The following is an 11,866-nucleotide window of genomic DNA, read 5'->3' on the forward strand; positions in this document are numbered from 1 at the left end:
CCGGGCCGGCGCATTCGCTGTCGCCCTCCTTCCTCTTCTCGGCGGACTGGCCGCCGCCTGCGGATCCGACGCGCCGGACGTATGCCGGGGCATGGCCGGACGCGGCGCCGGGCAGGCCGGAGCGACGACGGTGCTGGTCGACGTCAGCGGATCGGCTCGCGTGGGCCGGACCGCGCCCGCCTATGCCGCCGCACTCGAGACCTACCTCGACCAAGCGATCGGCCGTGAGGACGTCGTATCGATCGGTTCGTTCGACGGGTCGGCCTCCACGGTCAGGTGGGCGCTGCAGGACCACCTGACCAAGGCGGACGCCAACCGCGAGGAGAACCGCGAGAAGCAGCGGGCGAACTACAAGGAATGCCTGAAGCAAGCGGCCGTACGGGCCGTCTCCCGCCCCGCCCAGACGGATAAATCAGATATCGGTGGGGCGATCAACGCCGCCGCGGCCGACGGCCCCGGGACCGTGGTCGTCGCTACCGACGGGATCGGGAACACCGGCTGTCTGAGCCTGGCCTCGCCGTCGGCCGGCAAGTCGCGCTGGATCGACGACCTCGTCGATCAGTGCCCGGGCCGCGACGGCTGGCCGTCCGCCCTGGCCGGCAAGAACCTCGTCATGCTCGGCGTCGGCCAGCCCGCCGACGGCGTACCGCCGCCCACCACCGGCAGTGTCGAGTTCCTCCAGCGCCTCTGGCAGCGCACCTGTCTGGCCGCCCGGGCCCGGTCGTGCGAGATCTCCACCGCCCCGGTCGCCCGCGGCGACGGCGCCGCCGAGACCGCCCGCACCGACCCGCCGGTGACCTTTGTGGCCGACGACGAGCCGCCCCCGATCTCCCCCGGTCCGGTCTTCAACCTCTCCTCCGAGGAGCTGTTCGACCTGGACTCGGCCGACCTGCGCCCCGGTGCCGAGGCCCGGCTCCGGGCGCTCGCCGACGACCTGCGCCGGCGCGACCCGATCGCGATCCACGTCGCCGGGCACACCGACAGTCGCGGCAGCGCCGCGCACAACCTGGGCCTGTCGCAGCGGCGGGCCGCCGGCGTACGCGCCGTGCTGACCGCGGCCGGCCTGCCCCACGTGACCAGCGCCGGCGCCGGCGAGGCCGATCCACTGTGCACCACCGCCACCCTGCCGAACGGTCAGTGGAACGAGCCCTGCCTGCAACGGGACCGGCGGGTCGAGATCACGATGAAGGTGAAGGACGGGCCGGCCTGATGACCGAGATGACGCGACCCGGCGAGACCTCCAACGGCCGCCGCTATCCGAGCAAACCCTGCGGTGCCGGCTTCCCACCCGTCCTTCCTCTCATGCCGGCCGGAAACAGGCAGGAGCCGTACGACCGGAACGAGCTCTCGTACGCCGAGTCGGCCCGCCTCACCCGGGCCACCATGGCCGCCGAGGCCGCCATCGTGGCCGCCCGCGACGGCATCCGCGAGGCCCACCGGCGCCTGATCACCGCCTGGCACCGGGGCGAGACCGCGGTGCGGCGGGTCGAGGAGTACGCAGCCGAGCACCGGCACGGCGAGGCCGGCCGCTCCCGGCGCCGGGTGCTCGACCGGCACGCCTGCGACGGGGCGGAGGACCGGCGGGCCCGGCCGCGCTGGCTGAGCTGGTGGCTGGTCTGGCCGTTGATCCTGATCAGCGCGACCTACGACACCGCCTTCTTCGCGGGCACGTTCCAGACCGCCCTCGACGTGCCAGAGGACGCGCCGTGGTGGCACACCGGCATCTCGTACATCCCGGGCTTCGGCATCGCGATGGCGCTGATCCTGGCCGGCAGCTGGCTCGCGGTTCCGTTGCTGCGTCACCGCAACCGGGCCGAGCGGCGGCCCACCCGGGGCCGGCTCGACTGGCGGGTCGTGCTGTCCCGGACCTTCCTGCGGTGGCGGCCGTCGGTGGAGACCCGGCGGCCCGGCGATCTGCCGTGGCCCAGTTGGCCGCTGCCCGTCGCCTTCCTGCTGGCCCTGGTCGGCGTGCTGGGCTCGTGGGCCTGGCTGCGCGGCGACGCCCTGCTCGACGACCGGCTCCGCGGTCCGCTGGCCGCTCTGCTGGTGCTGCTGACCGTGTCGGCCGTGGCCTTCAAGGCGAGCGCGCACAACCCGTTCAAGGACCGGGACACCGAGTCGCGGGTGGGGCTGGCCAAGAGCGGCGCCGATCTGACCCGGCTGGAGAGTCAGGCTCGGGCCGAGCTGAGCGAGCACACCACGGCCTGGCAGGACTTCCACGCCGCGGTGGAGGACGCGGCGGCCGACTCCCGGCGGCATGTCGTGCAGGCGTGGGCCGAGATCGCCGACGAGCGTGGCCGGCACGGCCTCACCGGCCCGATCGCGCCCCGGTTCGCCTCGGCCGACGGGGAGGGCGTGATCTTCGAGGGGTTGTTGCCGGCGCCGGCCGTGCGCAGCCTCGTGCTGGGTGACGCGGGTGAGGCCGTCGAGCGCTACCGGCCCAGCCTGCTCGAGGAGCGGCTGACCGCGGCCCTGCGCGCGGCGACCGGCCAGCTGGCCCTGGCCATGCAACCGCCGGGGGAAGGGCTCAGGTGAGCAGCAGGATCACGGCCACCACCGTCGCGAAGACCACGATGGTCCAGCGCAGGGCCTCGGCCGGTAGCCGCTGGGCGATGCGGGCCCCGACGATCCCGCCGGCGATCGTGGCCGGGGCCAGGACGGCGACGACCGCCCAGTTGACCGGGCCGAAGATGCTGTAGGTCAGCACGGTGGTCGCGCCGACCACGGCCGAGAAGACGTTCTTGAGGGCGCTGATCCGGCGCAGGGTCTCGTCGAGGACGAGCGACAGCGCGGCGATGAGGAGCAGTCCCATCGCCGCGTTGAAATAACCGCCGTACAGTCCGCAGAGGAAGACCGCGACCTGCACGAAGACCGCGGGGTTGTCCTTGGGTTTGCCGGCCAGCGAGCGCAGCTGCTTCTGGAACGCCATCATGGCCGCGGCCGCCAGCAGCAGGAACGGCACGACGAAGTCGAAGACCGAGCGCGGCGTGAACAGCAGCAGGGAGCTGCCGCCGAGCGTGCCGACGACGATCGTCGGGATGATCGTCACGATGCGGCGGCCCTGGCCCACGAGGTCGGGCCGTCCGGCGAACGCGCTCGCGGCGTAGCCGGGCGCCACCGACAGCGCGTTGCTGACGTTGGCCGCCACGCCGGGCAGGCCGAGCGCGACGAGCAGCGGGAAGGTGATCAGCGAGCCGCCGCCGGCCACGGCGTTGACCGTGCCGGCGAGCAGCCCGCCCCCGAGCAGGGCGAGGATCTCGGCGGCACTCAGCGCTTGTGCTCCCGCAACAGCTGCACGAGGTGCTTGCCGGGCGTGTCGGCCAGGTCGGCCGCCTGGGTGCGGCAGGAGAAGCCGTCGGCCAGGAAGATGTCGCCCTCCTCGGCCTTGTCCAGGGCGGGCAGCAGCTGCTGCTCGGCCACCTGCACCGACACCTCGTAGTGGCCGCGCTCGACGCCGAAGTTGCCGGCCAGGCCGCAGCAGCCGCCGAGCCGTTTGACGGTGGCGCCGGCCTTCTTCAGCAGCTTGGCGTCGGCGTCCCAGCCCATCACCGCGTGGTGGTGGCAGTGCGGCTGAGCGATGACGCGCACCCCTTCCAGCGACGGCGGCTCATATCCGTCAGTCTCCGAAAGAAGCTCGGCCACCGTCTTGGTCGCGGCGGCCACGTCACGGGCCTTGTCGTTGTCGACCAGCTCGACCGCGTCCTGCCGCAGCACACCCGTGCACGACGGCTCGAGCCCCACGACCGGAATCCCCTGCTTGACCGATTTGTGCAGCTCGTCCACGGTGGCCCCGAGGATCCGCCGGGCCGCGTCGAGCTGCCCCGTCGAGATCCACGTCAGACCGCAGCAAGCTTTACGGCTGGTCACCTGCGGCGCATATCCCGCGTCGACCAATACGTCCACCGCCGCCTGCGCGATCTCCGGCGAGAAGTGATCGGTGAAGCTGTCCACAAACAACACCACCGGTTTGCCCGTATTTTTCGCGACAAACGACGAGCGGAAGGTGCGAGGGGCAAATGTCGGAATCGACCGCCGCTTGTCCACGCCGGCAAAATAGAGCGCCAACCTGCGGATACCGGGCAACGATGTCATCAAGTTGGCGAAAGCGGGCATTCTAGAAGCGAGCCGGGACCACCGAGGCAACCACCCCAGCGAGTAATGGGAACGAGGCCGCGCCCGCCCCTTGTAACTCTGATGCAGAACCTCGGACTTGTAGGCCGCCATGTCGATACCGGTCGGACAGTCCGAGGCACACCCCTTGCAGGACAAACAAAGATCCAGCGCATCGTGTACGGCCTCCGCCCGCCAATCAGGCGCAAGATCGCCGTCCAGCATCTCCTGCAACACGCGCGCCCGCCCGCGCGTCGAGTCCTTCTCGTTCTTGGTGGCCAGGTACGACGGGCACATCACCCCGCCCAGCACCGTGGTGTCGGCCCGGCACTTGCCCACGCCCGTGCACCGGTGCACCGCTTGATTGAAGTCCCCGCCGTCCGCGTGATACGCCAGCGCCAGCGGAACCGTCACCGGCCGCGCCTGCGACACCCGGATGTTCGCGTCGACCGGGTCGGGGTCGACCAGGTTGCCCGGGTTCAGCAGGTTGTCCGGGTCGAACGTGTGCTTGATCCGCCGGAACAGGTCGATCGCCGCCGGCGAGTACATCCGGGTCAGCAGCTCGCTGCGGGCCCGCCCGTCGCCGTGCTCCCCCGACAGCGACCCGCCGTAGCTGACGACCAAGTCGGCCGCGTCCTCCAGGAACGCCCGGAACTTGCCCGGCCCACCCGGCTTGTCCAGCGGGAAGTCCAGCCGCACGTGCACGCAGCCGTCGCCCAGATGCCCGTACGGCATGGCGCTCAGCCCGTGCCGCTCCACCAGCACGTCGAAGTCGCGCAGATAGGCACCGATGCGCTCCGGCGGCACCGCGGCGTCCTCCCAGCCCGCGTGGGCCGGCAGCCCGCTCGGCGCCCGGCCGGCCAGACCGGCGCCGTCCTCACGGATCTTCCACAGCGGCGCCGCCTCGGCCGTGTCCTCGACCACCCGCGAGTCCACCGCCCCCGAGGCCGCGACCAGCCTCGACGTACGCTCGCGAACCTCGTCCTGGTCCTCGCCGGCGATCTCCACCATGAGCCAGGCGGTGCCACCGGGCAGCGGCGGCACGGCACCCGGTCCGCGACGGCTGCGCACCACGTCGCAGATCCGCGAGTCGATGCCCTCGCACGCCGTCGGCTTGAACCCGAGGATCTGCGGGATCACGTCACCGGCCGTACCGAAATCGGGATAACCCAGGACAACCAGCGTGCGGTACGTGGGGTCGGCCACCAGCCGTACGGTCGCCTCGGTGATGACCGCCAGCGTTCCCTCACTGCCGACCAGGAACTCGGTCAGGTTGAAGCCGTTCTCCGGCAGCAGGTGCTCGACCGCGTAACCCGACACCTGACGGCCGAACCGCCCGAACTCCGTGCGCCCGGTCGCCAGGTCGGCCCCGATGACATTGCGCAGCTCCTCGACGACCTTGTCGGCCCCGGACGTCTCGGTCCCGGTGACCAAGCGCTCGCCGTCGATGGTCAAAGCCTTCAAACCGACGACATTGTCCGACGTACGCCCGTAGCCCAGCGTCCGGGCGCCGCACGAGTTGTTGCCGATCATCCCGCCGATCGTGCACCGCGTGTGGGTCGACGGGTCGGGGCCGAACCGCAGCCCGTACGGCTTGGCCGCCGCCTGAAGAGTCGCCTGGACGGTGCCCGCCTGCACCCGCGCCGTGCGCGTCTCGGGGTCGACCTCGAGCACCTTGTTCATGTGCCGGCTGAAGTCGAGCACCACGCCCGGCCCGATCGCGTTGCCCGCCACCGACGTGCCCGCACCACGGGCCGTGACCGGAATCCCCAGCTCACGGCACACCCGCAGGGTCGCCGCCACGTCGTCGTCGTGCCGGGGCCGCACGATCGCCCGCGGCACCACCCGGTACAGCGAGGCGTCGCTCGAGTAGGCCGACCGGTGCGCCGCGTCGGTGAGCACGTCGGCCACACCGGCCCGGCGCAGGCTGTCGGTCAGGTCGGTGTCGCTTGTCATGTCCGGTTCCAGTGGGGCGCGTAGCGGCGGTGTCCTCGGCCTTGTGGGCGTCGCCGCCATGGTAGTCGCCGCCGCGACGACCCCCGCGCACCGGGCAGTCGAGCCATCGATCACACTGCTGCCCATGGCGAACGTGACTGTGCTCGGCGCCGGCGCTGCCGGTCTGGCCGTGGCGGCCCAGCTCAAGGCGAACGGCGTGGAGAGCGTCGTCCTCGAGCGCGGTCCGGAGGTGGCGACCAGCTGGCGGGGCCGCTACGACCGGTTGCGCCTGCACACGGTGCGCCGCCTGTCCGGGCTTCCGGGCTTTCCGATCCCCCACGAGTACGGCCGGTGGGTGCGCCGCGACGACCTGGTGCGCTACCTGGAGGCGTACGCCGAACGCTTCGCCCTTGACGTCCGCACCGGCACCACGGTCGAGACCGTCAAGCCGGGTGGTGAGCGCTGGTCCTTGCGGCTGGCCGACGGCTCGGAGCAGACGACGCGCACGCTGATCGTGGCCACCGGATATCTGCACACGCCGGTGGTGCCGCAGTGGCCGGGCCTGCCGTCGTGGACCGGCACGCTGATCCACTCGTCCGCCTACCGCAACGCCGAGCCCTTCAAGGGCAAGAAGGTGCTGGTCGTCGGCCCCGGCAACAGCGGCGCCGAGATCGCCACCGACCTGGCCGAGGGCGGCGCCGCCTCGGTCAGCCTGGCCGTGCGCACGCCACCGCACATCGTCCGCCGCACCACGGCCGGCTGGCCCGCCCAGATGAACGGGCTCCTGCTGAGCGGCCTGCCCGAGCCGGTCTTCAACTCGATGGCGGCGACCATGGCCCGCATGGAGGTGCCGGACCTTCGCCGGTACGGGATGGAGCGCCCCACCGAAGGCCTGAAGACCCGCCTGCGCACGCAGCGGTACGTGCCGTTGCAGGACGTGGGCATCGTCCGCGACGTGATCGCCGGCCGGGTCCGCCCGGTCGCCGCGGTCGAGTCCTTCACCGAGACCGAGGTCCGGCTGGCCGACGGGTCGGCCCTGTCACCGGACGTGGTGGTCGCGGCCACGGGCTACGGCACCGGCCTGCCCACCCTGTTCGACGACCCGGCCTTGTTCGACGACACCGGCGTCCCACTGGTCCACGGCGGCCCGCCGGCCCGCCCCGGCCTGTACTTCATCGGCTACCACGTGACCCTCGGCGGCATGCTCCGCGAGCTGGCCATCGAGTCCCGCCGCGTGGCCCGCGCGGTGAGCGCCACCCGCTAGGGCCGGCGCAGAGCGTCGTACATGCGCCAGCCGGCGATCACCGAGCCGCCGGTGATGACCATGTAGCAGAGCATCAGCGCCGCCGCGCCCCCGATGCCCGCCACGGCCATGAACATCGCGAGCCCGAACGCCGCGGCCCCCGCGCCGATGGTCAGCACCCAGCCGGTGGCCTTCTGCGCCGGCTGCCAATGCGGCGACCCGCTGGCCAGCAGCATGCCCGCCACCGGCCCCACGACCGGCACCAGCACCGCGCCGACCGTCATCAGCCCCACCGCCGTGAACTCGGCCGCCCCGCCCCGGGGAGCCGCTCCCCCGCCGGTGGCGGCCGGCGGAGGAGTCGGTACCAGGGCCGGCAGCCGGATGTGGGCCGGCACGCTGCCACGGCGCACCGCCGCCACCAGGGCTTCCGGCGGCCCTAACCGGCGGACGATCTCCGCCGGGTCTTCGAGCGGCGCGCTGGGCGACGTCCGCCGCACAGCGATGTAGTCCGCCACCGTCGTCATGAGCTCGTCACGCAGCTCGGGCGCCAGGTCTTCGCTCTGCGCCCAGAGCGCGGCCAGATAGTCCAGCACAACAACGTCGGTGTGTGCGAGCGGTGCCGTCGTCATTTGTCTTCCCCCGTTGCTGGGTCCGGCGCGATAGCAAACAGCTTCGCCGCCCCCGGCCCATGCCAACATCCACCCGAGGACGGAATCCCCCGCGCCCCCTCTACCTTTCGGCCGATGCGCCGCGCCGCCGCATCAGCAAGACGCACGTGATGATCATCCAGACCCACATGGCGAGGTACGGCACGATCCACACCGCCTCCCAGCTCCACATGAACCGGGCCGGCACGAGCAGCGCCCCGCTGACGATGCCGAGCCAGGCCAGCCAGCGCGGCAGGAAGCCGCCCGCCCGCGCGGCCAGCCCCGACGCCAGGGCGAAGCTGCCCAGGGCGAGCCACGCGTTGGCGAAGCCGAAGATGCCGACGTCCCACGCGTAGGCAGCCAGGACCGGATCGATCAGGTCACCGCGGTGGGCGGCCGCCACGGAACTGGTGTCGACCATGCCGAAGGCCACGAGGAGCACCCCCGACATCAGCGCCACCGTCGACCGCCACGGCGGCCCCGGCTCGACCCGGCGCAGGACCAGGCTGAGCCCGGCCGCGAACCACAGGAACACCATCAGGCTGACCGGGAAGAGGCCGAACGCCAGCTCCCGCCAGGCCTCACCGGCCTCCCGGTAGTAGCGGGCGGCCTCCTCGACGGTGGCCTGGTTGCGCGGCTCCCCGTCGCCGATCGGAATGACCGCGACGAAGATGAGCACAATCGATGTCAGACCGACAGCGCCGGTGGCGCGCTCCAGACGGGACCAGGTGCGATCGTGGACGGACAGATCGGTAGTCATCTCGGGTCCTCCTCCCCGCCCTCAGGCTCGCCCTCCCCCGAGAGGGCACGCGACGGCCGAATCGCCGATTCACCGCGTCGATCAGACGCGATTCGCGTCGCCGTCGCCCAGACGGAGGTCACCACCGACCCGGTCGCCAACGGCCACGCCGTCCGCGCCGCGATGCGCGAGGCCGCCGCCCACGACGCACGGCTGGTCCACTTCCCCGAGGGCGCGGTGTCGGGCTACGCCGGCATGGCCAAGACGTACTACTCCGGCTGGCGCGTCAACTGGGAGCCGGTCGCCGACGAGCTGCGCCGCACCATGGCACTGGCCGCCGAGCTGGGCATCTGGGTGGTCGCCGGCGGCAACCATCGCCTGTCCGGCCGCCACCGCCCGCACAACTCCCTCTGGGTGATCAACGATCAGGGCACTCTGGCCGACCGGTACGACAAGCGCCTGCTGTCCCACTCCGAGATCACCGGCTACTACACCCCGGGCGACCACGTCTGCACCTTCGAGGTGGACGGCTTCCGCTTCGGCTGCCTGCTCTGCATCGAGGTGAACTTCCCCGAGCTGTGGCTGGAGCAGCACGCCCTCGGCGTCGACTGCGTGCTGTTCTCCACCTACTCCGAGGACCCGATCTTCGAGGTCATCGCCCGGGGTCACGCCGCCACGAACAACTTCTGGGTCAGCATCGCGGTCCCCGCCCAGTGCGCCCCCGCCGCCGCGTCCGCAGTGGTCGGTCCTCATGGCTACGTGCTGGGCCACGCCCGTACGGACGCCCCGGATGTCATCTGCGTCGACCTCGACCGCACCGACCCCGCCCTCGACGTGGCCCTCACCAAGGCCCGCCCCTGGCGCGAGACCGCCCGGGCCGGCGACATCTACACCGCCGCCCGGATCACCGACCCCCGCAGCACCGACCGCACCACCATCTGACGGCAGATCGAGGACAGTCCCGTCCGATCAAGGGCCGCCGGGTATAGGGTCCGCGCAATCGAACCAGAACGGGGGCGACACATGAAACGAAACTTCAGCCGTGCCCTCAGCGCGCTGGCGGTGACCGGGGCGCTGGTCGTGAGCCTCGGAGGCCTCGGCGCGGCCGCGGCCGCGCTGAACGCCAAACCGCTCCGGGCCGAGTTCGCGCCGGTGCAGACGGTGGCGAAGCCTCTACGGGCGGAGTAGCACCGCGCGCTTGGGGAGGGCCGCCGTGTGGGCCGTGATCGGTGTGTGGGAGATCGACCCGTCGGTCATCGACGATTTGCGGGCTCAAGTGCCCTTGATGGCCTCGAGCAAAGTCGGCACGCCCGGCTTCGTCCACGGCACGTGGACCTTGGACGGGCACATGATCCAGGTGTACGCCGACGAGGAGAACGCCCGCCGCTACCACGGCGCCATGCTGGCCCAGGGCGCCGTGGAACCCCAGGGTGTCCGCTGCGTCGTCTGGGATGTCGCCGAGGTCGGCGCCGAGTCCTCCGCACCGGACCGCACCTGACGGCCGGCCGTGGCTACTGCTCGACTCCCAGCGCGTCCGCCAGAAGCGGGCCGATCGCCTCCGCCGCGCCGTGCCCGGGCGCCCAGGTGCAGGCGAGGCACACGGCCGCGACCCGCCCGGTGCCCATCAGCAGCCGGAGCGCGCCGGCCACCTCCGCGGCCGACGGCCCGCCCGGCGCCGGAAAGCGCAGGCCGGGCACATCGGCCGGCCGGATGACGTCCATGTCGAGGTGGACGTAGAGCGGCCCGTCCGGCAGCTCGGCCGCGTCGAGGTCCGCGACCGCGCACTGGCGAATCTCCGCATCGCCCAGGTAGGCGACCTCGGGCGGGTCCAGATCGCGCGAACCGGCCAGCACCATCCGCCGCTCCGGAACGGCGCGCAGGCCGAGCCGATCGGCGATCAACTCCGGCCGGTGGCGAGTCAGGAGCCGCAACGACATGCCGGCCGGATAGCCGGAGGTCGTGGTGTCCGGCGTCTGCACGTCGCCGTGGGCGTCGAACCACACGATGCCCGGATCCGCGCCCGAACGCTGAAGCCCCGCCACGATCCCCAGCGCCGTGAGACAGTCGCCCGTCACGACCACCGACGGAGCAGGGGCGGCTTCGGCCACCCCCGCCGCGACCGCCGAATACAGCGGGACGAGCCGCGCCCACATGTCATCGCCGACCGGCTCCGCGGTCACGATCGCGCCGGGCCGCAGCGCGAAGTCCAGGTCCGGCAGGTACTCGTCGAGGTGATAGGGAACGCCGATCACTGACATCCCCCCACCGTACCGAGACGCCGCACCGACCTCGTGGTCCCGGACATCCACCCCGTGGTTCCTTCACGACCGTCCCTGACAGAAGGCCGCCGTCAGGTGGTCGACGGCGTGGCGGAAGGCGATGTGGCGGGATCGGCGCGGAAGGCGAGCCCGGCCTCGTCCAGCGCCGCTCGCAGGTGGCGGAGGGCGTAGGGGCCGACTCCGTGGAGCGCCTGGACCTCGGCGGCGCTGAGTTCGGCCACCTGCTCGAGGCGGGTCACGCCGCGGGCGGTGAGTGCGCGGGTCGCGGCCGCGCCGAGGTGGGGCAGGGGGATTCCCGGTTCCGGTTCCGGGCGGTCGCGGCCCGCCCTGGGGTGTCCCTCGTGGTCCAGGACGGCGGCGCCGCGTGGTGAGAGCCGGTAGCCGATGTCCAGCGACTCGGTCAGGCCGCGCTCCTTGAGCTTGCGCACGTTCTGTTTGAACGACGGGGTGTCGCGGCCCATCCGCTCTGCCAGCTCGGGTGCCCGGGTGGCCGGCAGTTCGTCGATCAGCAGCAGCGTGGCCCGGGTCCACGGTCCGGTCGGTGAGGCGCGGTCGAGCCGGTCGAGCCAGGCGGCGATCGTCTCGGTCTCGGCGGCGTCCGGCACCGCCTCCCGCAACGCCTGCCGCGGGTCGGCGCCGGCGTACTTGAGCCCGATCCGGTACACCGGCCGGTCGGCGTGCAGGCGGTCCAGTCCTTGCCGGAGCGCCGTCAGGGAGGCCGCCCCGGCGCGGCGGGCGTCGGCGGCGGTCAGCGTCCTGACCGGCACGCGGTCGACCGACGTGATCTCGACCAGGCCGACCGCGGTCCGCATCCGGGTGCCGGGCTTGACCCGCGGCCGCTCCCACCGGCGGAACGCCAGGTCGATGTCGCCGGCCCGGATCGCCGCCAGTTCCGCGGGACGCATCTGCATGC

12 protein-coding genes are annotated in these 11,866 nt (G+C 72.3%); 6 read left to right on the forward strand and 6 right to left on the reverse strand.

Features of this window, described 5'->3' with window-relative positions; genetic code table 11:
* Window positions 1-91 precede the first annotated feature (91 nt).
* Together CRP55_RS30510 and CRP55_RS30515 are read left to right on the forward strand one after the other, a co-directional pair.
* Window positions 92-1,210 (forward strand): OmpA family protein, encoded by a 1,119-nt coding sequence (locus tag CRP55_RS30510; RefSeq protein WP_101536223.1) that lies wholly within the window; start codon window positions 92-94, stop codon window positions 1,208-1,210.
* Window positions 1,210-2,535, forward strand: a complete 1,326-nt coding sequence (locus CRP55_RS30515) for a hypothetical protein (RefSeq protein ID WP_097324165.1) — start codon at window positions 1,210-1,212, stop codon at window positions 2,533-2,535. Before CRP55_RS30510 ends, CRP55_RS30515 begins: the two co-directional genes overlap by 1 nt.
* Here CRP55_RS30515 and CRP55_RS30520 read toward each other — a convergent pair.
* Together CRP55_RS30520 and CRP55_RS30525 are read right to left on the reverse strand one after the other, a co-directional pair.
* Window positions 2,528-3,271, reverse strand: a complete 744-nt coding sequence (locus CRP55_RS30520) for a sulfite exporter TauE/SafE family protein (RefSeq protein ID WP_097324168.1) — start codon at window positions 3,269-3,271, stop codon at window positions 2,528-2,530. The genes CRP55_RS30515 and CRP55_RS30520 overlap by 8 nt on opposite strands.
* The gene (locus CRP55_RS30525) at window positions 3,268-6,066 is read right to left on the reverse strand and encodes an FAD-binding and (Fe-S)-binding domain-containing protein (RefSeq protein WP_097324171.1); all 2,799 of its coding nucleotides are present in this window, start codon (window positions 6,064-6,066) and stop codon (window positions 3,268-3,270) included. Before CRP55_RS30525 ends, CRP55_RS30520 begins: the two co-directional genes overlap by 4 nt.
* 124 nt (window positions 6,067-6,190) lie before the next feature.
* Between CRP55_RS30525 and CRP55_RS30530 the strand changes: the two genes are divergently transcribed.
* Complete coding sequence (locus CRP55_RS30530; RefSeq protein WP_097324346.1) at window positions 6,191-7,309, forward strand: flavin-containing monooxygenase; 1,119 nt, start codon at window positions 6,191-6,193, stop codon at window positions 7,307-7,309.
* Here CRP55_RS30530 and CRP55_RS30535 read toward each other — a convergent pair.
* Window positions 7,306-7,917: an HAAS signaling domain-containing protein gene (locus tag CRP55_RS30535; protein ID WP_097324175.1), complete on the reverse strand. Its 612-nt coding sequence runs from the start codon at window positions 7,915-7,917 to the stop codon at window positions 7,306-7,308. The genes CRP55_RS30530 and CRP55_RS30535 overlap by 4 nt on opposite strands.
* 100 nt (window positions 7,918-8,017) lie before the next feature.
* Window positions 8,018-8,695, reverse strand: a complete 678-nt coding sequence (locus CRP55_RS30540; RefSeq protein ID WP_143235008.1) for a hypothetical protein — start codon at window positions 8,693-8,695, stop codon at window positions 8,018-8,020.
* Between CRP55_RS30540 and CRP55_RS30545 the strand changes: the two genes are divergently transcribed.
* The 3 genes from CRP55_RS30545 to CRP55_RS30550 all read left to right on the forward strand — a co-directional run bounded on the left by CRP55_RS30545 (window position 8,672) and on the right by CRP55_RS30550 (window position 10,172).
* Window positions 8,672-9,616 carry a carbon-nitrogen hydrolase family protein gene (locus CRP55_RS30545; RefSeq protein ID WP_218854738.1) on the forward strand — a complete coding sequence of 315 codons (945 nt, stop codon included), beginning with the start codon at window positions 8,672-8,674 and terminating at the stop codon, window positions 9,614-9,616. The two genes, CRP55_RS30540 and CRP55_RS30545, sit on opposite strands and share 24 nt — an antisense overlap.
* Window positions 9,617-9,697: 81 nt before the next feature.
* Window positions 9,698-9,862 (forward strand): hypothetical protein, encoded by a 165-nt coding sequence (locus tag CRP55_RS53330; RefSeq protein WP_179855394.1) that lies wholly within the window; start codon window positions 9,698-9,700, stop codon window positions 9,860-9,862.
* Between the two features lie 25 nt (window positions 9,863-9,887).
* Window positions 9,888-10,172 carry a hypothetical protein gene (locus CRP55_RS30550; RefSeq protein WP_097324180.1) on the forward strand — a complete coding sequence of 95 codons (285 nt, stop codon included), beginning with the start codon at window positions 9,888-9,890 and terminating at the stop codon, window positions 10,170-10,172.
* A gap of 13 nt (window positions 10,173-10,185) precedes the next feature.
* On the opposite strand, the gene CRP55_RS30555 is transcribed toward CRP55_RS30550, so the two are convergent.
* Both CRP55_RS30555 and CRP55_RS30560 read right to left on the reverse strand, forming a co-directional pair.
* Window positions 10,186-10,932, reverse strand: coding sequence for an arginase family protein (locus CRP55_RS30555; protein WP_097324183.1), 747 nt, complete (start codon window positions 10,930-10,932; stop codon window positions 10,186-10,188).
* A 92-nt stretch (window positions 10,933-11,024) separates the two neighbouring features.
* Entirely contained in the window at window positions 11,025-11,864 is an 840-nt protein-coding gene (locus CRP55_RS30560) for a hypothetical protein (RefSeq protein WP_097324185.1), read from the reverse strand.
* Window positions 11,865-11,866: the final 2 nt, after the last annotated feature.

The sequence above is a fragment of the Paractinoplanes atraurantiacus genome (assembly GCF_900215205.1).
Classification (GTDB): domain Bacteria; phylum Actinomycetota; class Actinomycetes; order Mycobacteriales; family Micromonosporaceae; genus Actinoplanes; species Actinoplanes atraurantiacus.

Bases quoted from the DNA above. Each gene is read 5' to 3' on its own strand.
- CRP55_RS30535 (WP_097324175.1), bottom strand. From the start codon at position 7,917: ATGACGACGGCACCGCTCGCACACACCGACGTTGTTGTGCTGGACTAT.
- CRP55_RS53330 (WP_179855394.1), top strand. From the start codon at position 9,698: ATGAAACGAAACTTCAGCCGTGCCCTCAGCGCGCTGGCGGTGACCGGG.
- CRP55_RS30525 (WP_097324171.1), bottom strand. From the start codon at position 6,066: ATGACAAGCGACACCGACCTGACCGACAGCCTGCGCCGGGCCGGTGTG.
- CRP55_RS30540 (WP_143235008.1), bottom strand. From the start codon at position 8,695: ATGACTACCGATCTGTCCGTCCACGATCGCACCTGGTCCCGTCTGGAG.
- CRP55_RS30530 (WP_097324346.1), top strand. From the start codon at position 6,191: ATGGCGAACGTGACTGTGCTCGGCGCCGGCGCTGCCGGTCTGGCCGTG.
- CRP55_RS30515 (WP_097324165.1), top strand. From the start codon at position 1,210: ATGACCGAGATGACGCGACCCGGCGAGACCTCCAACGGCCGCCGCTAT.
- CRP55_RS30560 (WP_097324185.1), bottom strand. From the start codon at position 11,864: ATGCAGATGCGTCCCGCGGAACTGGCGGCGATCCGGGCCGGCGACATC.
- CRP55_RS30510 (WP_101536223.1), top strand. From the start codon at position 92: ATGGCCGGACGCGGCGCCGGGCAGGCCGGAGCGACGACGGTGCTGGTC.
- CRP55_RS30555 (WP_097324183.1), bottom strand. From the start codon at position 10,932: ATGTCAGTGATCGGCGTTCCCTATCACCTCGACGAGTACCTGCCGGAC.